The sequence below is a fragment of the Pseudomonadota bacterium genome, assembly GCA_016711215.1.
GTDB lineage: Bacteria > Myxococcota_A > Polyangia.
In genome coordinates, this window is sequence record JADJTL010000007.1 from 66,338 (window position 1) to 87,684 (window position 21,347).

At 69.9% G+C, this 21,347-nt stretch carries 21 protein-coding genes; 13 read left to right on the forward strand and 8 right to left on the reverse strand.

Annotation, left to right across the window (positions count from 1 at the left end; genetic code table 11):
* Positions 1–31: 31 nt before the first annotated feature.
* Both IPL40_15385 and IPL40_15390 read right to left on the reverse strand, forming a co-directional pair.
* Positions 32–490 carry a universal stress protein gene (locus IPL40_15385; GenBank protein ID MBK8482522.1) on the reverse strand — a complete coding sequence of 153 codons (459 nt, stop codon included), beginning with the start codon at positions 488–490 and terminating at the stop codon, positions 32–34.
* 235 nt (positions 491–725) lie between these two features.
* Positions 726–1,571, reverse strand: a complete 846-nt coding sequence (locus tag IPL40_15390) for a YwiC-like family protein (GenBank protein MBK8482523.1) — start codon at positions 1,569–1,571, stop codon at positions 726–728.
* 379 nt (positions 1,572–1,950) lie between these two features.
* Here IPL40_15390 and IPL40_15395 point away from each other — a divergent pair, with 379 nt between their 5' ends.
* The 3 genes from IPL40_15395 to IPL40_15405 all read left to right on the forward strand — a co-directional run bounded on the left by IPL40_15395 (position 1,951) and on the right by IPL40_15405 (position 4,355).
* Complete coding sequence (locus tag IPL40_15395) at positions 1,951–2,481, forward strand: adenine phosphoribosyltransferase (protein ID MBK8482524.1); 531 nt, start codon at positions 1,951–1,953, stop codon at positions 2,479–2,481.
* 251 nt (positions 2,482–2,732) lie between these two features.
* Positions 2,733–3,176 (forward strand): hypothetical protein, encoded by a 444-nt coding sequence (locus IPL40_15400; GenBank protein MBK8482525.1) that lies wholly within the window; start codon positions 2,733–2,735, stop codon positions 3,174–3,176.
* Between the two features lie 102 nt (positions 3,177–3,278).
* Positions 3,279–4,355 carry a diguanylate cyclase gene (locus tag IPL40_15405; protein MBK8482526.1) on the forward strand — a complete coding sequence of 359 codons (1,077 nt, stop codon included), beginning with the start codon at positions 3,279–3,281 and terminating at the stop codon, positions 4,353–4,355.
* On the opposite strand, the gene IPL40_15410 is transcribed toward IPL40_15405, so the two are convergent.
* Complete coding sequence (locus tag IPL40_15410) at positions 4,352–5,338, reverse strand: Ppx/GppA family phosphatase (protein ID MBK8482527.1); 987 nt, start codon at positions 5,336–5,338, stop codon at positions 4,352–4,354. The genes IPL40_15405 and IPL40_15410 overlap by 4 nt on opposite strands.
* A gap of 90 nt (positions 5,339–5,428) precedes the next feature.
* The gene (locus tag IPL40_15415) at positions 5,429–5,983 is read right to left on the reverse strand and encodes a PilZ domain-containing protein (GenBank protein MBK8482528.1); all 555 of its coding nucleotides are present in this window, start codon (positions 5,981–5,983) and stop codon (positions 5,429–5,431) included.
* A gap of 433 nt (positions 5,984–6,416) precedes the next feature.
* Here IPL40_15415 and IPL40_15420 point away from each other — a divergent pair, with 433 nt between their 5' ends.
* Both IPL40_15420 and IPL40_15425 read left to right on the forward strand, forming a co-directional pair.
* Complete coding sequence (locus IPL40_15420; protein ID MBK8482529.1) at positions 6,417–6,911, forward strand: flagellar hook-length control protein FliK; 495 nt, start codon at positions 6,417–6,419, stop codon at positions 6,909–6,911.
* A gap of 95 nt (positions 6,912–7,006) precedes the next feature.
* Positions 7,007–8,278, forward strand: coding sequence for a FliM/FliN family flagellar motor switch protein (locus IPL40_15425; GenBank protein MBK8482530.1), 1,272 nt, complete (start codon positions 7,007–7,009; stop codon positions 8,276–8,278).
* Here the strand turns inward: IPL40_15425 and IPL40_15430 are convergent.
* Positions 8,271–9,800, reverse strand: a complete 1,530-nt coding sequence (locus IPL40_15430; GenBank protein MBK8482531.1) for a glycogen synthase — start codon at positions 9,798–9,800, stop codon at positions 8,271–8,273. The genes IPL40_15425 and IPL40_15430 overlap by 8 nt on opposite strands.
* Positions 9,801–10,087: 287 nt before the next feature.
* Here IPL40_15430 and folD point away from each other — a divergent pair, with 287 nt between their 5' ends.
* Positions 10,088–10,951 carry a bifunctional methylenetetrahydrofolate dehydrogenase/methenyltetrahydrofolate cyclohydrolase FolD gene (gene folD, locus IPL40_15435; protein MBK8482532.1) on the forward strand — a complete coding sequence of 288 codons (864 nt, stop codon included), beginning with the start codon at positions 10,088–10,090 and terminating at the stop codon, positions 10,949–10,951.
* Between the two features lie 6 nt (positions 10,952–10,957).
* On the opposite strand, the gene lspA is transcribed toward folD, so the two are convergent.
* Both lspA and IPL40_15445 read right to left on the reverse strand, forming a co-directional pair.
* Positions 10,958–11,455: a signal peptidase II gene (lspA, locus tag IPL40_15440; protein MBK8482533.1), complete on the reverse strand. Its 498-nt coding sequence runs from the start codon at positions 11,453–11,455 to the stop codon at positions 10,958–10,960.
* 71 nt (positions 11,456–11,526) lie between these two features.
* Positions 11,527–12,714: a serine/threonine protein kinase gene (locus IPL40_15445; protein MBK8482534.1), complete on the reverse strand. Its 1,188-nt coding sequence runs from the start codon at positions 12,712–12,714 to the stop codon at positions 11,527–11,529.
* Between the two features lie 196 nt (positions 12,715–12,910).
* Here IPL40_15445 and panB point away from each other — a divergent pair, with 196 nt between their 5' ends.
* From panB to IPL40_15470, 5 genes are all read left to right on the forward strand, one after another.
* On the forward strand, positions 12,911–13,786 hold the full coding sequence (gene panB, locus IPL40_15450) for a 3-methyl-2-oxobutanoate hydroxymethyltransferase (protein MBK8482535.1): 876 nt from the start codon (positions 12,911–12,913) through the stop codon (positions 13,784–13,786).
* Entirely contained in the window at positions 13,783–14,625 is an 843-nt protein-coding gene (locus tag IPL40_15455) for a pantoate--beta-alanine ligase (protein ID MBK8482536.1), read from the forward strand. The genes panB and IPL40_15455 overlap by 4 nt, the downstream gene beginning before the upstream one ends.
* Positions 14,626–15,119: 494 nt before the next feature.
* On the forward strand, positions 15,120–16,553 hold the full coding sequence (locus tag IPL40_15460; GenBank protein MBK8482537.1) for an HD domain-containing protein: 1,434 nt from the start codon (positions 15,120–15,122) through the stop codon (positions 16,551–16,553).
* Positions 16,554–16,599: 46 nt separating this feature from the next.
* Positions 16,600–18,750 carry a polyphosphate kinase 1 gene (gene ppk1 / locus IPL40_15465; protein MBK8482538.1) on the forward strand — a complete coding sequence of 717 codons (2,151 nt, stop codon included), beginning with the start codon at positions 16,600–16,602 and terminating at the stop codon, positions 18,748–18,750.
* A gap of 37 nt (positions 18,751–18,787) precedes the next feature.
* Positions 18,788–19,270 (forward strand): histidine phosphatase family protein, encoded by a 483-nt coding sequence (locus IPL40_15470; protein ID MBK8482539.1) that lies wholly within the window; start codon positions 18,788–18,790, stop codon positions 19,268–19,270.
* Positions 19,271–19,405: 135 nt separating this feature from the next.
* On the opposite strand, the gene IPL40_15475 is transcribed toward IPL40_15470, so the two are convergent.
* On the reverse strand, positions 19,406–19,984 hold the full coding sequence (locus IPL40_15475) for an FHA domain-containing protein (protein ID MBK8482540.1): 579 nt from the start codon (positions 19,982–19,984) through the stop codon (positions 19,406–19,408).
* A gap of 322 nt (positions 19,985–20,306) precedes the next feature.
* Between IPL40_15475 and IPL40_15480 the strand changes: the two genes are divergently transcribed.
* A complete protein-coding gene (locus IPL40_15480) occupies positions 20,307–20,684 on the forward strand; it encodes a 30S ribosomal protein S12 (GenBank protein MBK8482541.1) in 378 nt (125 codons plus the stop codon).
* Positions 20,685–20,833: 149 nt separating this feature from the next.
* Positions 20,834–21,322: a 30S ribosomal protein S7 gene (rpsG, locus tag IPL40_15485; GenBank protein ID MBK8482542.1), complete on the forward strand. Its 489-nt coding sequence runs from the start codon at positions 20,834–20,836 to the stop codon at positions 21,320–21,322.
* Positions 21,323–21,347: the final 25 nt, after the last annotated feature.

Below are 21,347 nucleotides of genomic sequence, written 5' to 3' on the forward strand. Positions count from 1 at the left end.
GCGCGGCGCCAGCGCCGGATCGCGCGCGGCGCTACTGCGGGCAGCGCACGGTCATCACTGGGCAGGGCGCATGGCGCACGACCTTCTCGGCGATGCTTCCCAGCAACATGTGTTGGAGCCCACTGCGGCCGTGGGTACCCATCACGACCAGGTCGTACGAGCCTTCGGTGGCCAGGCGCAGAATCGTGGCGTAGGGGTGACCGGACTCGATCAGGGTGCGCGCATTCAGCCCTTCGCCGCCGATCGCTTCCTCGACGAAGTGGGCCATCTCGCGCTGCGCATGCTCGTTGGCGTAGTCGCCGACCGTTCGACTTGGCTCGCCGGGTGTCTCGACCATCAGCTCGGGAAAGACGTAGAGCGGTGGCTCCCAAACGTAGAGGATCTCGAGCGCCGCATCGAAGGTCCGCGCCAACTCCGCAGCGTGGATCAGCGCGCGCCGCGCGCATTCTGAAAAGTCGACCGGCACGAGGATACGGCTGATGTTGGCCATGGCGACCTCCTCCCCGCGCGAGGCAGCAAACCGTGTTCCACTCCGAAAGGAGGCCTCGCGCTCAAACGATCGAGCCTCGCCGAAGACAAGAACCCCGAATATTACGAAGGAACATGGAGTCCACCAAGGGATCATCGAAGGCTGGACAGGCGCCGCTCTGGGGGGCGATGGGCCAGGATGACCCGGCAGGCGGTCGTGGGGCGCCGAGAGCGGTGCGTAGGGACTCACCCAATCCCTAGCGCCGGGCCAGGACGACCAAGACCGTGAAGGCTAGCGCATTGGCAGCCTCGATTCCCCCGATTAGCGCGGGGCGTAGGCGGCGCCGCCAGAGCACCAACGTGCGAGCGGTCGCCAGCGCGAAGGCGAGGGCGACCAGAGGTTGGCCGAGCAGGGCCGCTATCGCACTCACCGCCGCGTGGAAGGCCGAGCTTGCGGCGGCGACGCGTGCATCGCCGCGGGCGCGCAGCAGCGAGCGGACAAAGAGCAGGCTGCCCGTGAAGAAGCAGGTGGTCCAGCCCCAGGTCCACCAGACCTGCGCGTCGAGGACGCCTCTGCCCACGGCGTAGGCCGCCGGACAGGCGAGGGCCAGGGTCGCGATCGCGAGGACACTGCCGGGCAGGCTGCGGTCGAGGCCACGGCGGATGAGCGCGAGCTGCAGGACGGTCGCCGCGCCGCCGCCGAGCGCGAGCAGCCTGAGGTCGGGGGTTGCCACCAGCAGGCCGGCCCCGCAGGCGAGGGTGGCGGCGGCATAGATCAGGGCCCAGCGAGAGTGGCGCTGCCGCAGGGCTTGCTGTCGAGACCCCGAAGGTGGAGCCGCGTCGCGGGATGGCAGAGGCCGCAGGCGCTCGCGCAGGGCGGCCAGCGCCAAGTATGCGAAGAGCAGCGCGAAGACGAGCGGTGCATGGCGTGCGCGCGGTCCGCCGAGCGCGATGCCCATGGCCAGCGGAGCGCTCAACATCGCCCAGGCACCGTGCTCCCGCGGCCATGGTGGCGGGCCCAACAGCGCGCGAGGGGTGAGGACGCGGTGGCGAGGGTGCATCAGCAGGACGATCCGCAGCAGCTCGGAGACCGGAGTGTGCAATGCCGGGGCCGCCTAGACAAGGACTCCCCGGCCGTGCGCGATGCTGGGCCACGCTGCGCGGGGTCGACGGGGAGCGCAGGGGCGCTGCGTTGGCGGCCGCCGCCACCGACCGTGGGGCGCCCAGGATCGGGGCTCTTGCGGGACCGGGGCGCGCCGTTAAGATGCGTGCGGGGAAGCGCGCAGGGCGCTTGCGCCGCGACGCGCGCGCCGCAGCGATGCGCCGAACGAACGTGGTGCACTGGCGTGGTGGTGCACGGGCGTCGTGCACGGGCGTGGTGTACGGGCGTGGTGTACGGGACCGTAGTGAAGCCATGGGAAGCCATGAACAGTGAAGCCATGGAAATCCATGAACAGTGAAGCCATGGAGATGGGGGGAGCGATGACGGACGATCGACTGGCGCTGTTGCGCCAGCACGTGCGTGATGTGCCGGATTTTCCCAAGGCCGGGGTCCTCTTTCGCGACATCACGCCGCTCTTGGCCAGCCCGCCGGCCTTCGCCCTGGCGATCGCGCTGCTCGCCGAGCGGCTGCGCCCGCACCGACTCGATTACCTGATGGCGATCGAGTCGCGCGGCTTTCTGCTCGGGGGGCCTTTGGCACTGACGCTCGGCGTCTCGCTCCAGCTCGTGCGCAAGGCGGGCAAGCTGCCGCGCAAGGCCGATGCGGTCAGCTACGCGCTGGAGTACGGGGAGAGCACGCTCGAACTGCATCAGGACGCGCTGGGGGCGGGCGGTCGGGTGGCGATCGTCGACGATGTCTTGGCCACCGGGGGCACGGCGGCAGCCGCGGTGACCCTGGCGGAGCGGCAGGGCGGAAGGGTCGTCGAGGTGGCATTCCTGATCGAGCTGCTCGCGCTCGGTGGACGGTCGCGGCTCGGCACAACACCCTGCTCGGCGTTGCTCGCGCTGTGAGCGCCGAGCGATCGAGCTCGTCGAGGCGCCGCCAGCGCGCTCGTCGCAATGGGGTGCGCGCGCTTCGGTCTGGGCTGCTGGCTGGCGCGCTCGGGTGTTGCACATTCGTCGTCGGCTGGAGCGGTTGTGTCGCTACTCCGCCACCGGGCGGCCTCCCTCCCGGGAGCGTTGCCGATGGCGGGGCGCCGCGTTTCGCGACCTTGGCGCGCTGCGCCCTACCGGGCGTTTGCCCGGGAGTGACCTGTGGCGCGTTGGCACAAGGGACGCCCGATGGACGTAGCGTCGATCTGCGCGCCTGCGGGGTGCTCGACCTCTACTTCACCAACGGTACCGTGGTGGCTGTGGCTGGCGGCCCGTCGCTGGCCCTCCACGTCGGGCGCTTCGAGAGCCAGCCGTCGGTGCGGGTCGAGGCCAGCAGCGATGGCGCGCAATATCTCGACATCGGCTTTCTCAACGCATCGGCAAGTGTGGATGCGCGCTGCCTGGCGACCCGCGTCGAAGGGCGCTTCCTGCTGGACCTTGCAGCCGGATCATCGGGTGCTGCTGGGGCCGGTGGATGCCGTGTGATGCCTCAGGTCACGGCGCTGCGGCTTAGCACCGTCGCTGGCGCCACGGCTCCGGGAAATGCGGGAGGTGGGACCCTCGAGATCGACGCGGTCGAGGCGCTCGAGGGTGCCTTTCGCGCCGCTCGCTGACGCGCTCCACGAGGGCTGCGGGCGGCAGCACAGGGGAGGCGCGCGGGCCTCGCCGGGGGGCGGAGTTTTGACAGGTCGCCGTCCGCGCTGGACAATCGGCCGATGGCAGGAGCAGCGAGCGAAGCGGCGCCCGGACGGCGGCCACGGGTGCTGCTGGCAGACGACGACGCGCTGCTGCGCCGCACGCTGGCGCGCGCCTTGAGTCATGCCTTCGAGGTCACCGAAGTGGAGGACGGCGAGCGCGGCCTTGCGCTGGCTCGCGAGCTGCGTCCCGAGGTCGTGATCGCCGACCAACGCATGCCCAAACTCAATGGGGTCGACTTGCTCGCGCAGCTGCACGACGAGCTGCCGGAGACCACGCGCGTGCTGATCACCGGTTTCAGCGACTACGCACCGGTGGTCGAGGCGATCAACGACGCCCGCATCCACCACTATTTCGAGAAACCCTTCCACACCGTCGACCTCGTGACCGTGGTCGAGGCGCTGACCCGCTCGCGCGCGCTGGAGCGCGAGCGCGACGCCTTGCTCGTGCAGCTCGAGCAGAGCGTCGCCGGCCTGGCGCAGGCCAACGCTCGCCTTGCCGAGAGCGAGGCGCTGCTCGAGCAGGCCGTTCGCGAGCGGACAGCAGAGCTGCGGGTGGCCAACGCGCAGCTCGAGCTGGCGAACGCGCAGCTGCGCGAGCTGGCGACGCACCACGGGCTGACGCACCTGTTCAACCACACCTATCTGATGGAGCACCTGCGGTTGGAGGTCGCGCGTGGCGTGCGCTACCAGCGGGCGTTCTCTGTCCTCTTCGTCGACCTCGACGACTTCAAGCGGGTCAACGATTGCCACGGCCATGCGGTCGGTGACGAGGTGCTGGCCACGGTCGCGCGCGTTCTCGATGCTGGCGCGCACGCCCTCCGGCGTTCGGATCTCGCGGCGCGCTATGGGGGCGAGGAATTCTGCATCGTCTTGCCTGAAACCCCACTCGCGGGCGCGCTGATCAAGGCCGAGCGCATTCGCGCCGCAGTCGAGGCGCTGCGCTGGCCGCAGCCGGAGCTGAGCGTGACCCTCAGCGTCGGCGTCGCGAGCTACCCTGAGGACGGCACGGACGAGCGCGCACTGCTCGCCGCCGCCGATCGAGCGCTCTACGCGGCCAAGCAGGGGGGCAAGAACAGAGTTTGCGCGGCGCGCTAGCGCCGGGACGGCGCGTCGGTAACGGTCGCTCCGTGCTCGCCGCTGGCGGCGAGTTCGCGCGCCAGGCCCCAGCGCACGCCGCGGTCGGAGACCTCGAGTTCACTGGCCCCGAGCTGCTGCATGATCTCGTCGACGAGCAGCGCGCCGGCGACGATCACGTCGGCGCGCTGAGCCGGCAGGCCCGGTAGCTGGCAGCGCTCGACGAGCGGCAAGGCAGCCAAGCGCCGTCCGAGCCGCTGGATCTGCAGCTGCGTGAGGCGTGCGCCGTCGACGCGACCGCCGTCGTAGCTCGGTAGGCCCAGCTCGACAGCGGCCAGCGTCGTCAGCGTGCCGGCCACGCCGATCAGACTGCGGGGCGGCTGCGCCAGCGGGCTCGCCAAGGGCTTGACCTGGGGGCCGACGCGCGCGGCGAGGTGTTGCCGCACGTCCTGCCGCAGCGCCTCGAGCTCGGCTGCCAGCGGGGGATCGTGGGCGAGGTGCCGCTCGCTCAGCCGCACGCTGCCGAGATCGAGGCTGATCGGCTGGAGCAGGGCTCCGCGCTGGCCGACGGTGATCAGCTCCGTCGAGCCACCCCCCACATCGAAGACAATCGTGCCCGGTGCCAGCGGCGCTGCGCTGGGCGCGACCCCGCGGACGACCAGTTCAGCCTCCCGCAGCCCGCTCACGACCTCGACCGGACAGCCCAGCAGCGTGGTGGCGCGTTCCAGGAAGTCGGGGCCGTTGGCCGCGTCGCGGAGCGCGGAGGTCCCGACAGCGGCGCGCCGGCCTGTCCCCCAGTGCACCAGGCGGTCGCGATAGCTGCTCAGCGCGGCCAGCGTGCGCTCGATCGCGGCGGGCAGCAGTCGACGCTCGCGATCGACGCCCTGTCCGAGTCGCGTGATGCGGCATTGCTGCTCGAGTACGTGAAGCTCACCATCGGCCGAGACCTCGGCGACCAGGAGCAGCACGGAGTTGGTACCAATGTCGATCGTGGCGAGGCTCATCGCGCTGTCTCCATGGCTGAGGTCAGCGGAAAAGGGCGACGGCGTGGCGCAGGAGGCTTGGCCCGCGACGGGATCGATCAAGGCGGGGGCTCAGTCCGGCGCGATCCAGCGCCCAAGGAGGCGGCGCGGTGCCGCGAGTAACGGGGCCGCCGCCGTACGCGCGGCTGAAAGCGCGACCGCGCGCTCTTGCCGCACGCGCTGGACGCGACCAAGCAGCATGCGCAGGCGGCGCAGTCGCTCTTCGGTCACGTAGTCGACGATCAGCTGCTGATGCGCGCGGGCGATCGTGCGAAAGCGCACGCCGCTGAGGTGAAAGTCCGGGCTGACGTGGTCGTGGCGGATCTCGCCCGTGGCCCAGATCTTCTCATTCGTTCCGGGAAGCTCGAATTCGAGCCCGATGAGGTCGCGAGGAAGGGGCCGCGTCAGGCGCCGAGGAGAGAGCGGAAGGGTCAAGCGCCGCACCATCATTCCGGTACCGCAGAGGTTCACGGTCAACGCCGACTGGGCGCGCTCGCCGAGGTGCTCACTGAGCGGCATTTGCAGGGCTAGGCGCAGGGCCAGCCGTCGACCGACGGGATCGAGATCGGGTCCTGCGAGCCGCGCCGGGGCGGCGGATGGGCTAATGATCGCCGGCAGAGGTGACATGCGCGTCATCATCGCGCGTGCGCGCCGCAGGTCGCAAATTTCTCCCCCGCTCGATTGGCAACCGCCGGCGCCGCTCGCCGATAACGGCGGCGCAATGACCGTCCATCGCCCACCCTCCAGCTCAGCGGCCGATGGATCCGCCCGCGGGCTGGCGGTCAGCGAACAAGCAGGGGCGCTGGAGCGCGCGCGCAGCTCGCAGGTGGACGCTGGTTGCTTCGCCCTGCTGCTGGCGTCCGGTCGAGCACCCACGCCAGGCGCGGCAGCCTGGGAGGGCAGCAGCAGTCCACGTGAGGCCAGTTCATCGCCCGCCGACGATCGTATCGAGCGGCACGATCGAAGCGCTGAGCGCGAGCGAGGGCCAGAGGCGGCAGAACCAGCCGCGAGCAAAGCGGCGGTTGGTGAGCCGCGAGCCGGCGGCGAGCCGCGAGAATCCTTGGGGCTCGTCGCCAGCACGGCGGCACCCGGAGCGGTGGCGGCGCCAGCCGGTGGCCTCGCCGCGGTGCAGGGGATCGAGCGACTGATGCGATCGGTCGCCGTCTCAGAGCTGCGGGGCCTGAGCACGGTGCGGCTGCAGCTCGACGGCGGGCGCCTCGGACCGATCGCGGTTGCGCTGCGGATGAGAGGCGGCCGCGTCTACACCTCGCTCGGCGTGGAGCAGGCGAGTGAGTATGCGCTGGTGCGTGGCGCCCTGCCGCAGCTCGAACAGGCGCTGCGCGAGCGCGGCTTGGCGATTGTGCCGGTGGAACTTCAGCTCGGGGCCGGCGCTGAGCAGCAGCACGCTGGTGGGGGAGGCGGTCAGCTGGGGAGTGCCGACGCGCACCCGCGGAGCGAGCACGGGGCTGAGCTGAGCGCGTCGCTCGGGGCGCGCCGACCAGCGTCAGCGTTGCCCCGCTGCCGTCGCAGGTCGCCAACGGACTACATCGCATGACGGCGAAACGACTGTCGTAGGAAGGCACGACGAGGGACGCATGGAGCCACGCACGCAGGACGCCGTGGTTGTCTTCGTCGGGCGCGCGAGCGCCGGTGAGCGGATGCTATGATGGCGCCATCGTGATTCGGCCCTTCCCCTTCAGCGCTCTGCCTCATGTCAGCCGTGCCGACGCTGCTACGGCACGGGCCTTGCGGCTTCACCTCGGCGACCAGTCTTCTGCCGCCTGGCGCCGTTGGGCAGAGCGCTTGCTCGGTGCTGTGCCGGGCACGGCCACGCTGCGGCTGAAGTCGGTGCACCCGCGCTGTCCGCCGCAGCTCCTGCCCCGCCTGCAACGTGGGGTGGCCCTGCGGATTAGCGACCCGAGCGCCGGCCAGGTTGTGATCGTGCTCGACGCTGGTCTGGCGGCGCAGCTGGTGCGGGCGCTCTTGCGCGCTGGGTCGGAGGTGGCGCTCGCACCGCCGACGCCGATGCAACACGGTCTGCTGGCCTTCGCGCTCGGTTGGTTGCTCGCCGACGTCGGGGCGGCGTCGTGTTGGACTGTCGAGGAAGCGGCGCCGAGTCTCGACGCGTCGGTCCAGCAGGGCGACCGACTGGTCGAGTGTTTGCTGACCGTGGGTGCGCAGCAGGGGTTGCTGTGGCTCCTTGCCGCTCCGCGGACCTTTACTGCGCTGCCGCTTGCGCCTGTCGATCAGCGGGCTGGGTCGGCCCGCTTCGGCGATCTGCACTGGTCTGCGGCGCTCGAGCTGGCTCGCTTCTCGTTGCCCGCGGGCGCGCTCGAGCGCCTGGGTTCAGACGACATCATTGTCTCGCCGGCCTTGCGTCTGATCGCCCGCGACGCGCCGATGGCCTTGCGATTGCGCGTCGGCCGGGGCTCCTACGGCGTGTCCTGGGACACTGACCATTTGGCGATCACCAGCGCCTATCAGCGCGAGTTGCGCTGCGCGGCTGGGGCTAGCGCGGATGGGGTGGATTCACGCCCCGCGGTCGGCCTCGTCGGCCGGTCGCCGGATCGAGCCGAGGGCGGCGCCGAGGATGGTACAGCTACAGTGCCGCTGCGTCTGATGCGACATGATCGATCCATCGACGGCAAGCGACGCGCGCGAGGAGTGAGGCCGATGAGCGATCGAGTCGAGTTGGAGCGCCATGTGATCGACGAACTCGAGGTTGAGCTCGTCGTCGAGCTTGGCCGTGTCGAGCTGTCTCTGGCCGAGCTGTCGCGGCTCGGGGTTGGTGACGTGATCGCTCTCGGTCAGCCGCTCGGTGGCGCTGTGCAGGTCTGGGCCGGCGGACGCCGTATCGGGCGCGCGGAGCTCGTCGACGTCGATGGCGAGGTTGGCGCGCGGCTCGTCGAGGTCTTTAGCTGAGCGCCGGGGCTGCTTCGCCGCCGTCCTGGGGTAGGTCCTGGGGCCGGTCCTGGGGCTGGTCCTGGGGTAGGTCGAGCAGCTGGCGATAGAGCTGCTCGTAGCGCGCCACCGCCGCGTTCCAGCCCACCCGTTGGCGCATGGCGTTCTGCCTCAGGCGGCGCCACCGCCGCTGGTCGCTGAAGAGCGCCAGCATTCGCCGCATGCCGTGGAGCAGTGCCGTGGCCGTGGCTGCGTCGAAGAGGATGCTGGTGCCGGTGGCGCTGGGCAGATCGAAGTCCACCAGATGGTCGCGCAAACCACCGGTGGCATGGGCCAGGGGCACCGCTCCATAGCGCAGGGCCTTGAGGGCGAGCAGACCATTCGAGGCGCTCGGCGCCGGCAGCACCAGCACATCGGCCCCCGCCAGCGCGCGTCGCAGGAACTCGTCACCGCCCCAGGGGCGATAGGCGACGGTCCGCGGCGCTTCTGCGACGAGCCGGGCGATGCGCTCCAGCGCTTCAGCGGGCGCCTCACCGAGGAAGACGACTTGCAACTCCTGCCCCAACTCGGTGCCCAACCATTGCGGTGCCGTCTCCAACATCAGCTCGGCGCCAGCGAGCTGATGTTGGGGTCCGCCAACGATCAAGAGCGGGTGAGTGGGATGTACGGGCAGGCCGAGCTCTAGCTGCAGCGCCTCCTTGCACTGCGCCTTGCCGTCGGGTTCTGCTGCGTCGAAGGTCATCGCCAGCGTGTGGTCGTTGCCCGGCGCCCAGCGTTGCTCATCGATGCCGCAGGCGATCCCCGCCAGCCGCAAACGGCGGGCAGCATAGAGGCCGTGGAGGCCGCCGCCCCGGCCCTCCTGCTGCAGCTCCGCGGCGAAGCTGGGGCTCGGAACGGTGATCGCATCGGCGAAGACCAGTCCGGCCTTGAGGAGGCTGATCTGGCCGTAGAACTCGAGGGCGTCCGGATGGTTGAGGTCGGCCGGGAGGTGCAATTCCGCGAGCATGCCAGGCGCGCAGAGGCCGAGCTGAGAGGCGTCATGGAGCGTGAAGACGACGGCCGTGTCAGCCAGCAGGGGGATACCGTCCGTTGGGCGCCGCAGCAGTAGCGGCAACAGGCCCGCCGCCCAGTCATGGGCATGGACGACCTGCGGCTTGAGCCCCAGCGCTCGCACCAATTCCACGACCCCGGCGGCGAAGAGAAACGCGCGACGGTAGTCATCGGCATAGGGGCCGAAATGGGGCTCGCGGTGAAACATGGCCGGATGATCGAGGAGGTAGACGGCGGCGTCGGTCTGCGGCAGCGTGCCCTGCAGGACTCCCAGCTCGACCCGCTCGGCGCCGAGCGCGACGGGCAGCTTGATCAGCCGGCGGGCCAGCCCGAAGCGCTGCTCCGCGCCGGTGCCATAGGAGGGCGCGACGACACTGACCGCGAGGCCGCGTTCGCGCAGACCGCGCGCCAGCGCCGCGGTCTGCTCACCGACTTCATTGGCGCCACTCAGGGGCGCGACCTCAGGGCTGGCAAGCAAGACGTGCAGGGACATTGAGCGTTCCGTGGGCTCGAGGGCGCTGGCAGCGACCCAGGGTGGAGGGCATCGTGCGCCGAGAGGCGACGGCTGTTGCGGTTGACGTGTTGCGGTTGACGCGCCGCGCCGCGTCCGGCATCGTGGCTCTCGTCGCCCGCGGGGGCGGACTATAGGCGGCCGGCTGAAGCCGTGTCAACGCGGGCGCCCAGCTGGACGCCCAGCTCGACGCCCGGCTGGATGCCCAGCTCGACGCCTGGCTGGACGTCTGGCTGGATGTCTGGCCGCCGCGCCAGCGGGAGGGTCCTATGGCTCAAGTCATCGACGGCAAAGCGCTGGCGAAACGCGTCGCTGCCGAGCTGGAACCGCGAGTGCAGCGCCTGAGTGGGGCTGGCGCGCAGCCCGGTCTGGCCGTGGTGCTCGTCGGTGACAACTCGGCCTCCGCGGTCTACGTGCGCAACAAGACGCGCGCGTGTGCGCGTCTGGGCATGGCACACTTCGACCATGTGCTGCCGGCGTCGACCCGCCAGGAAGCGCTGTTGGACCTCATCGCCCAGCTCAACGCCGATGCACGCGTACATGGCATTTTGGTGCAGTTGCCGCTGCCGCCGACGATCGATGCGCGGCTGGTCCTCGAGGCGATCGATCCGCGCAAGGATGTCGACGGCTTCCACCCCAGCAACGTCGGGCGCTTGGTCGTCGGCCAACCGCGCTTCGTGCCCTGCACGCCGCTCGGCGTGATGCGGATGCTGTCCGAGACGGGCGTCGCGCTGGCCGGGGCGCGGGCGCTGGTGATCGGGCGCAGCAACATCGTCGGAAAGCCGATGACGTTGCTGCTGCTGGGTGAGAACTGCACCGTGACCGTGGCGCATTCGCGGACCCGCGACCTCGCCGATCGGGTGCGAGAGGCGGAGATCGTGGTCGCTGCGGTCGGGCGCCCGGAGCTCGTGCGCGGGGAGTGGATTCGACCGGGCGCGGTCGTCATCGACGTCGGGATGAACCGCGTGGGCGACCGTCTCGTCGGCGATGTCGAGTTCCCCGGTGCGAGCGAAAGGGCACGAGCGATCTCGCCCGTGCCGGGTGGCGTCGGCCCGATGACGGTCGCGATGCTGCTCTCGAATACCGTCGACGCGGCCGAACGAGCTGCGCGGAGTCCGCGTGGCGGCCAGTAGCCGCGGCTAACGCCGTCGGCCGCCGGTCGCCGCCGACGGCTGACTCCCCATCGTCAGCAGCAGCAAGCCCACACCGACGCAAAGTGCGACGTCGGCTACGTTGTAGGCCGGCCAGACGTAGCGATGCTGCCAGTGCATGACGACGAAATCGACCACGCGCCCCTGGCGCAGTCGATCGATGATGTTGCCGACGGCACCTCCGACCACCAGCGCGAAGGCGACGTTGGCCATGCCCTGTTTGCGCTCGACCTGTCGGACGATGCGCCAGACCATGAAGAGCACGAGCACGCCGATGCCGATCAGGACCGCCCGGGCGCCCGGTAGATTGCGACCCAAGCCGAAGGCCATCCCGGCGTTTTCGTGGTACTCGAGTTGGAGATATTGGGGCAGCAGGATCAACGGGCGGGCCCCACGAAGCACGCTTTGAGCCCAGAGCTTGCTGCCCAGGTCGAGGGCCAAGGTCGCTGCGGCGACGGTGCCAATCACGATGCGGCGGCGGTTCACGTTGGTCAGTCCTCTCTCGCCCCGCTGGACCGGCGCCGGGCGCCCGAACCTAGTCAGCCGCGATCGCCCTGTCAACGGCACCAGCGCAGCGCACTGAGCACGATCAGGCCGAGGGCGCCGCCGGCCGCCGCGACCCAGCGCCATCGGCGCCCTCGCGGGCGCCCGGGGGCGGGCTGCTCGCTGGAGGCGGTCGGGCTCAACGCGACGTGGCGCACGCCGCTCAAGGTGCCGCCGGCTGAGAACTCGCCTGAGGCTTCGGCGACGCGGTACTCGCCGGTGCTGAGCGTGCGGCGTGCGGCCTGCTGGCGCTTGGCCCGCATTTGGTGCCGTCCGGTGCTGGTCGTCAGGGGGTCGATCGCGCTCAGCAGGGCCTCCACCGAGGGCACGCGGCGACGCGGATCCTTCTCCAGCCCGCGCAAAATCGTCGCCTCCAGCTCGGGCGCCAGCTGCGCCCAGCGGCTGGGCGCAGCTGGCGCTTCACCGAGTTGTCGCTCGAGCATCATGGCGTAGGTCTCGGCGGCAAAGGGTGCCTGGCCCGTCACCAGCGTGTAGAGCAGCACGCTCAGCGCATAGACGTCGCTGCGCTGGTCGCCGACCTCCCCCTTGGCCTGTTCTGGCGCGACCCAAAGGCCGTCCTCGGCGCTCAGTCGCAGCGCAGCCGGTGGCTCGTTGAGGGGCGGGTGGAGCTGGCAAACGCCAAAATCAAGCAGCTTCACATCACCGACCTCATCGCCGACGAGCCGCACCATCACATTGCCTGGATGGAGGCGTAGGTGCGGCAGATCCTGCGCGTGCGCGGCACCAAGCGCGTTGCCAAGCTGGCGCATCAGCGGCAAGGCAATACGGCGCGCGAGCGCGAGGTGCTGGCGCAGCAGTTGGCGCAGCGAATAGCCGGGGCAGAGCATGGCGGTGGTGTAAAGCAGTCCCTCCGGAGTATGCCCACAGCGGAAGACCTCAGCGAGGGCCGGATGCTCGAGCCGAGCGGCGCGGGCGAGGGCATGCTGAAAGCGCCCTCGGGTCACGGCGGAAACAGCCAGCTCGCCGCGGAAGACCTTCACGGCGCAGGGTTTGTTGGCTGTCACGTTCTCGCCGGCGAAGACCTCGCTCGAAATCCCGGCTCCGATCAGCGGCCCGAGCCTGACATCGCCGAGGGGAAGTCGATCGCCGCCGGCGTCCGAGGTCGTTGAGTCCGTAGCCGCGAGGGAGAGCGAGCGAGGTCGCGGCGCGGGATCTCGCTGCGGGAAGTCAGCGCTGGACAAGAAGGCACCTCCGGCGACCACTGCGCCGGGGGGGCCCGCCGCGTCGCCGGCGCATCATCGCGTGCCCCTCGTATCGCAGCAAGCGCGCCGCCGGGCGCGAGCGCGCGCGACAGGCTTGCGCCGCCGTCGCTGCAGGGGCCAGCGAGGCTCCGAGGGCCTGTGCTAAGGTCCGGCGCGGACAGCGTTGGGCGGGACCATGGCGCAGAAACCAGAAGAGACAGCAGCTCCGTCGGAGGCGCCGATCACGGCGCCCAGCTTGCGCCAAATGAAGCGCGACGGCAGGCCGATTGTGGCGCTGACCGCCTACGATGCGACCTTCGGCCGGCTGCTCGACGAAGCGGGGGTCGATGTCGTGCTCGTCGGAGACTCGCTGGGTATGGTGATCAAGGGCGAGGACGACACGCTGGCGGTGACGCTCGACGAAATGATCTACCACGCGCGTGCGGTGCGCCGCGGAGTGCGACGGGCGCATCTCGTCGTCGACATGCCCTTCATGACCTATCAGGTGACGCTGGCCGACGGCTTGCGCAACGCGGGGCGGCTGGTGCGCGAGGGTGGCGCCGCGGCGGTCAAGCTCGAGGGCGGCCGCCGCCACGCGGAGCTCGTGCTGCGCCTGACGGAGATCGGCATTCCGGTGATGGGCCACCTCGGTTTGATGCCGCAGTCCGTGCGCGCGCTCGGGGGTTACCGAGTGCAGGCTCGGGCGCCCGCTGCCGCGCAGGCGCTGCTGGACGACGCGCTGGCGCTGCAGCAGGCAGGCGCCTACGCGCTGGTGCTCGAAGCCGTCCCGCGCGAGCTCGCGCGCGAGGTGACGGCCGCCCTCGAGATCCCGACCATTGGCATCGGCGCGGGGGCGGATTGCGACGGGCAGGTCTTGGTGCTCTACGACTTGCTGGGGCTCGATCCCAGCTTCGCGCCGCGCTTCGTCAAGCGCTTCGCGCCGCTCGGAGAGCAGGTCGTCGGCGCCGTCAGCCGCTACGGCGCGGAGGTGCGCGCCCGTCGTTTTCCGACGAGCAAGCACGGCTGGAGCCGCGCTGCTGCTCCGCGCGCGCGCCGCAGCCCGCGCGCATGATTCAGCAGGCCGATAGCGCCGCGCTGCGGAGGTGGTGCGAGGCCCGCCGGGCCGAGGGGAAGCGCATCGGCTTTGTGCCGACGATGGGGGCGTTACACGCCGGACACCTCTCGCTGGTGCGCCTGGCGGCGCAGCACGCCGACGCCCTGGTGGTCTCGATCTTCGTCAATCCGCTGCAGTTCGGGCCAGGCGAGGACCTGATGCGCTATCCACGCGATCTCGCGGGCGACGGCGCCAAGTGCGCCGAGGCCGGGGTGGCGCTGCTCTTCTCTCCGACGGCGGAGCAGTTCTATCCGTCGGGATTTCAGACGCAGGTCGAGGTCGAGTCGCTCGCCCGCGGGCTCTGCGGTGAGCGCCGGTCGGGCCACTTCAGGGGCGTCTGCACGGTGGTCACGAAGCTCTTCAATATCGTCGGTCCCTGCGTCGCCGTCTTCGGCGCCAAGGACTATCAGCAGCTCGCGGTGATTCGGCGGATGGTCGTCGACCTCGACCAGCCCGTGACGATCGTCAGTGGGCCGATCGTCCGCGAGGTCGACGGGCTGGCGATGAGCAGCCGCAATGCCTGCCTGAGCGCAGAGGAGCGGCGGCAGGCACCTTTTCTCTACGCCGCGCTCCAGCGCGCGCGGGAGGTTGTCGGCGCGGGTGAGCGCGACGCGGCTGCGTTGTTGCTGGTGACCCGCGCGGCGCTTGCGGGCGCGACGCTTGCAGCTGTGGACTATGTCGAGCTGAGACATGCCCAGACGCTCGCGCCGCTCACCCAGGTGCTGCCGGGTGCGACCCTGCTGGCGCTCGCCGTCACCTTTGGTCGGACGCGCCTGATCGACAATGCCGTGCTCTGAGCTGCCAGCGCGGCGGCGAGCCGCCGGCCGTCGCTTGCGAGGGAAGAAGACCGCTGGGCCGCGGGCGGACGCGCCAGGAGCGCGCAGCGCGCGGCAGGAATCGGCCGCCGCCACGCGGCAGCCCACGCTCCCGCGACACCGACGATCTCAGTTCGTGCCTCGGCTGCTGGCCGGCCGCTCCGTTGCGATGCTACCGTGCAACAATGCCAGGGCGCGCTTCAACTCGTTCCACGCCGCGGGGGCGCACGGATCGGCTCGCTTCGCCGAAGTCGCAGCCGAGGCCACAGGCGGAGCCACAGTCGAGGTCGCAGGCGGATCCGCAGCCGGAGCCGCGGCCGACCAGCGGCGGGCGCTCGCGACCGTCAAAATCGGCGCAACGGCGGCCTGAGCGTCTGCTGGCGACGGTCGACATCGGCTCGCGCGCCCTGCGCCTGGCTGTCGGTGAGGTCGTCCCCGGACAACCGGTGAGATGCCTGGAAAGCGCGAGCGTTGCTGTGGCGGTCGGCGCAGACACCTTCTCGCGCGGCGGGATTCGCGCGGTCACAACCGACGAGGTGGTGCGGACGCTCAAGGAGTTCGGGCAGCTCTTGGCGGCCTATGGCCTCACGCCGGGCGATTGCCAGGCCACGGCCACCACGGCAGTGCGCGACGCGCGCAATCGCGAGGTCTTCCTCGATCGCGTGGCGAGCCGCACGGGATTTCGCGTCGAGGTGATCGAGGCGATCGAAGAGACCCGACTCGTGCACCAACTGGTGGGGCATTTGCTCGGACCGGCCTTCGCGCGCGGCCACGTGATGTTGTTGGCGCTGGGCGCCGGCGGCACGCATGTAATCGTGCAGGAGGACGGGTGCCTGCGGCTGGCGGAGACCCTGCACTTCGGGCTGCTGCGGCTCGCTCAGGGGACGCCTGGCGATCCAGCGACCCGCCGCGGCGCACGGCGCTTTGTCGACAAGGTGGTGCGATCGATCGACCGGCTGCACGGGCTGCAGGACGTCGACTGGTTGGTGGTGGTCAACAGCGAGCTCTATCGGATCGCGGCGGCCCTCGGCTCAGCCCGCCGGACGCCGGCTGGGCTGTCGTTGACGCGCGCGGCGCTGCGGCGGCTCGGGCGGCTGCTCGAGGGCCAAAGCGCGCGCAAGTTGGCCGAGGCGAGCGGTCTCGAGCTGGCGGCGGCCGAGCTGGCGCGGCTCGCGTTCGCCGAGCTCGAGGCGTTCTTTCAACCGACGCGCGCCGCCCGCGTGGTCCTGCCCCAGTGCTCGATGCTCGACAGCCTGCTGCTAGACGCGCGTTTGCGCGGTGATCCGCAGGCGGACGGCGTGCCCGACCAAGATCAGATCACCGAGGCCGCCGCCTGGGCGGTGGCCAGGCGCTATCGCGCCGATGAACCACATGCGGCCAAGGTCCGGCAGCTCGCGCTCGAGATCTTTGATGGTCTGCGGCCCTTGCTCGGGCTCGGGGCGCGTTCGCGCCTGCTGCTCAGCGTCGCGGCGATCATGCACGAGGTCGGGCTCTTCGTCAGCACGCACGCCCATGGGGAGCACTCGGCCTACCTGATCGCGAAGAGCGAGATCATGGGGCTGTCGGCCGGTGAGCTGCAGCGGGTGGCGCTGCTAGCACGGCATCACCGGCGCGCGGATCGCAGCATCGCCAGCCTCGAGCTGGGCCCCCTGCCGGCCGAAGAGCGCGTCGAGCTCCTCAAGCTGATCAGTGTCTTACGCCTCGGCGACGCGCTGGACGCCGATCAGCGACAGGTGGTCGCGCACGTCAAGGTGCAGGTCGCGGGCGAGGAGTTGCGGGTGCGCGCCGCCACGCGGCACGATAACCCCGAGGCCTTTGCCGACCTGCTGCGTGTGTTTCAGGACAAGGGCGAGCTATTTCAGGACGTCTTCGGTTTGACCCCGCGGTTGACTGAGGTGCTGGTGGCCTGAGCGTATGGGCGGGGCTCCGCTGGGGCCCGCAGCCGGCGGTGGGTGGATGGCGCGACAAAAGCCAGGCGAGCCTCGAACTGCGGCGGTAGAGCGCTCGTTCAATCGCGAGTGGAGCTGGCTGCGCTTCAACGAGCGCGTCCTGGAGGAGGCCGAAGACGCCAGCAATCCGCTCTTGGAGCGGGTCAAGTTCGCCGCGATCTTCGCGACCAACCTCGACGAGTTCTTTATGGTGCGCGTGGCTGGGCTCTACCGCCAGCTCGAGGCGGAGCTGACGGCCAGCGGCATCGACGGGCGCACGCCGCGGCAGCAGATCGACGGCGTGGCCGAGCTGGCCCACCTGCTGACGGTGCGCCACGAGCAGGCCGTGTCGCGCCTCCTCGTCGCGCTCGAGGCCGCCGGACTGCGTGTGCGTGCGGCGACCGAGCTGCCAGCGCCTGAGCGGGGCTATGTTCGTCGCTACTATCGCCAGGTGCTCTATCCGGTGATCACGCCGACGATAGTCGGGCCCAAGCACCCCTTCCCCGTGTTGCCCAGCGGCAGCCTGGCGTTGATTGTCGGGCTCAACGAGCGACGCGAGCGCGCGCTGCGACGCGCCCGCACCAGCGCCCGCAAGCCGCGGCGGGTCGTAGGTCTGCTGCCGCTGCCGCGGGTCCTGCCGCGCTTCGTCGAGCTGCCCGAAGGCCGCGGCCCGCGCACCTTCGTGCCGACCGAGTCGATCCTCGCCGACATGATCGAGGAGCTCTTCACCGGCTACCGCGTGCTGTCCGTGGCGACGATACGGCTGACGCGCGACGCCGATATTGCCCTCGATGAAGAGGCCACGGAGGACATGCGGCGGGCGCTGGCCAAGCGGCTGCTCGGGCGCCGCCACGGCGCTGTCGTGCGCTTGGAGCACAGCGCGGCGTTGGCTGCAGGCTTGCGCCGCTGGTTGCTGGGGGAGCTGGGGCTTGAGTCCCAGCAGTGCTACCTCGCGCGCGGGCTGCTCCGCTGCGGCGACTTGATGCAGCTCCACGCGGTGAGCGATCGCGGCGAACTCAAGTACGCGCCGCTCGAGCCGCTCGCGCTGCCGCGGCCGCGGCAGCAGAGCATCTTCGAGTGGCTAAACACGCGCCCGCGCCTCGTGCATCATCCCTATCACAGCTTCGATCCGATCGCGGCGCTGGTCGCGGAGGCTGCCGATGATCCCGAGGTGCTGGCGATCAAACAGACCCTCTACCGCACCAGCGGCGATTCGCCGGTGATTGCCGGGCTGACGCGCGCGGCGGAGCGGGGCAAGCACGTGACTGCGGTTGTCGAGCTGCGCGCGCGCTTCGATGAGGAGCGCAACATCGAGTGGGCCAAGCGCCTGGAGTACGCAGGGGCCCATGTCGTCTATGGTCTGGTCGGGCTGAAGACGCACTGCAAAGCGCTGCTCGTCGTACGGCGCGAGGCCGACGGCATTCGCCGCTACGTGCATCTCGGCACAGGGAACTACAACGACGCGACGGCGCGGCTCTACACGGACGTGGGCTTGCTGACCTGTGACGAGGCGATCGGCGAGGACGTCTCGGCCCTGTTCAACGTGATCACGGGCGCGACGGAGCCGCCGCTCTGGCGCAAGGTCGAGATGTCGCCGACCGGGATGCGTCGTCGGCTGCTCGCGCTGATCGATCGTGAGATCGCAGGTTCGCGCCCGGGCGCTCGCGGGCGAATCGTCGCGAAGATGAACGCGCTTGTCGACGCCGAGATGATCGAGGCGCTCTACGCAGCGTCGCGCGGCGGCGTGCGCGTGGACCTGATCGTGCGCGGCACGTGTTGCCTGCGGCCCGGCGTCCGCGGACTCTCCGAGCACATTCGCGTGCGCAGCGTGGTGGGGCGCTGGCTCGAGCACCCGCGCGTGTTGTGGCTGCGAAACGGTGGAAAGGAGGAGATCTACCTCTCCTCCGCCGATTGGATGCCGCGCAACCTCGATCACCGCATCGAGCTGCTCTTTCCGGTGGAGGAGCCGGCGCATCGCGAATACCTGGGTGCCGTGCTCGAGTTGCAGCTCAAGGATAACGTCAAGGCGCGCGAGTTGACCGCCGATGGGCGCTATCGGCGCGTCGAGCGGAGCGGAGCCGCGATCGACAGTCAGATGGCGATCTACGACTACACGCGGCGCTGGCAGCAGTCGGCGCCTCCGACGGGGCGGCGCTTCGTCCCGCTGGCGCACTCGTGAGCGCGGCCAACCGGCCGCTGCCGAGGGGAGGCGAAGGATGAGTGATCGCTTGCTGATCATGCGCCACGCGACCGCCGATGAGGTGGCGCCGGGTGGCGACGATGCCGAGCGGGCCCTCGTCGGGCGCGGCCTGTCGCAGTGCAGTGCGGTGGGGGCGTGGTTGCGGCGGCGACGAATGATACCGGCCGTGATCGTCCACAGCCCTTATCGCAGGGCGCGCGAAACTGCCCTCGGCGTCGCGGAGCAGTGCGGCGCAGCGAGTCGCTTGCGCTCCGATGCTCGCCTGGTCCCCGGTGGGCCACTCTCAGCAGCCCTGGCGTTGGTTGCCGAGACGCCAGGCCCGCTGGCCCTCGTCATCGGTCACGAGCCGCAGCTCTCGGCGCTCGTCGCACGCTTAATCGGCGATGGCGTGGCCTTGATTGGCATGCGTAAGGCCGCGTTGGCCGAGCTGCAGTGGCTGGAGCGTCATCCTCCGCGGGCCGAGCTGCTGGGGCTGCTCCGCCCGGGGCATCTCGACTAGCCGCAGATCTCGCCGTGCAGCGCTACCCCCCGCTTCCGCGCCCTTACCACCGCCCGTGGGGCGCGGCCCCTTCTTCTTTGGCGAGCAATGCTTCTTTAGCGATCATTTTCTCTTTGGTGAGCAAGCAAGCGAGGGCTAGGCGCTCCCCAGAACATTGAGCAAGGCCATCTCCTCGTAGAGCGTGCTGCCCCGCAGGAGCTGGAAGCTGTAGCGCCCGAGCGAGACGATGTCCTCGTCAACCAGCACCCGCCGCTCGCCGGGCTCGACTCGCTCCAGGTTGACGCTCGTGCCATTCGTCGAGTTCGTGTCGATCACAGCGACCTGCGGGCCTGAGAGCGTGGCATGGATCTCGATTAGACCGTGCAGATCGGAGACGGAGGCGTCCGGGATGGTGATGTCGCAGCGCTGGCTGCGGCCGAGACGCAGGCCCGGGCCCGTTGGATCTGTACGCAGCAAGAAGGCGAGGCCCGCGAGCGGATGCTGCTGCTGCGCATCGTGACGGCGTTGGACCGCGAAGGTCACCGCCGCGGTCTCCCCGTGGCCCGCGGCTTTACCGCCGCCTGGCGCCTGGCGCCGCGCGCCCCGGATCTGCTCGACGGCTAAGAAGCCCAGTGCTACGAGGAAAACGCCGGGGTACTCGGCAACGAAGGCCTCGCGGCCCAGCTCAGCTACGCGCCGGCGCAGCTCCTCAAGGGTATGAAGGTCAACCGCCATGGACGCTATCATTCGGTCCTTAGGCCCACACGTCAACTTCGTCCGCAACACCAGGCCCTTCGCGCAGATCCTCCAGCGGTCGGCTGAGTTCGCGCTTGACACCGCATTCGCGATCCATATAATAGCTCCGCTTGCGAGGCCGGCTATCGCCCAAATCACGAGTCAGGACGCGTGGATAGGGCCTTGACGAGCGGCTCGCAATCAGGCACTGATGGCAGGCACTGAGGCAGGCACTGATAACGCAGCTCGTCGCCGACGGCGGGCCGCGCTGGGTGGTACCGGGCCGCGTGCAGAGCCAGCAGAGTAAGCAAGAAGGGCGCGAATGCCGACAATCAGCCAACTGGTCCGCAGCAGCCGTGAAAGCGTACGCGTGAAGACGACCGCGCCCGCCCTGGTGAGCTGCCCGCAAAAGCGCGGCGTTTGCTTGCGCGTCTACACCACCACGCCGAAGAAGCCGAACTCCGCGCTGCGCAAGGTCGCGCGCGTGCGTCTCAGCAACGGCCTCGAGGTCACGACCTACATCCCCGGCGAAGGGCATAACCTGCAGGAGCACTCGGTGGTGCTGATCCGTGGCGGTCGCGTCAAGGACCTACCGGGCGTCCGCTATCACATCGTTCGGGGCGCACGAAATACGGATACCGCCGGCGTCGACGGCCGTAAGCAGGCGCGCAGCAAGTACGGAGCGAAGCGCTCAAAGTAGAACGAGCTCGCCTCGCGCGGTCCGACGGATGTTCCGAGTCGGCTTCCGAATCGCGTCGCAGGTCAGAAACCGAACACGATTTTCGCGACGGGCTGCGACGAAGGGCCGAAAGCGAAGGGCCGAAAGCGAAGGGCCGAAGAGGATGATTCATGCCTCGTAAAGGTGGAGCGCCGCTGCGGCAAACGCCGCCGGATCCGAAGTACACCGACGTGCCGATCGACACTCGGCGGCGTATCGGCAAGTTCATCAATAGCGTGATGTACGCCGGTAAGAAGAGCGTGGCCGAGGGCATCGTCTACGGTGCCTTCGAGATCATCGCGCATCGGCTGAAGGATGATCCGGTCAAGGTCTTCGAGAAGGCTTTGGGCAACGCACGTCCGCGTCTGGAGGTGCGCAGCCGTCGTGTCGGCGGTGCGACCTATCAGGTCCCCGTCGAGGTGCGGTCTGACCGCGCGACCGCCCTGGCGATGCGCTGGTTGACGCTCTACTCCCGCGAGCGCGGCGAGAAGAGCATGGCGGAGCGACTGGCTGGCGAGCTGATCGACGCGGCCTCGGGGCGCGGCGCAGCGGTGAAGAAGCGGGAGGACGTGTACAAGATGGCGGAGGCCAACAAGGCGTTTGCGCACTATCGCTGGTAGGGAATGGTCACTAAAGGCAGGGCAC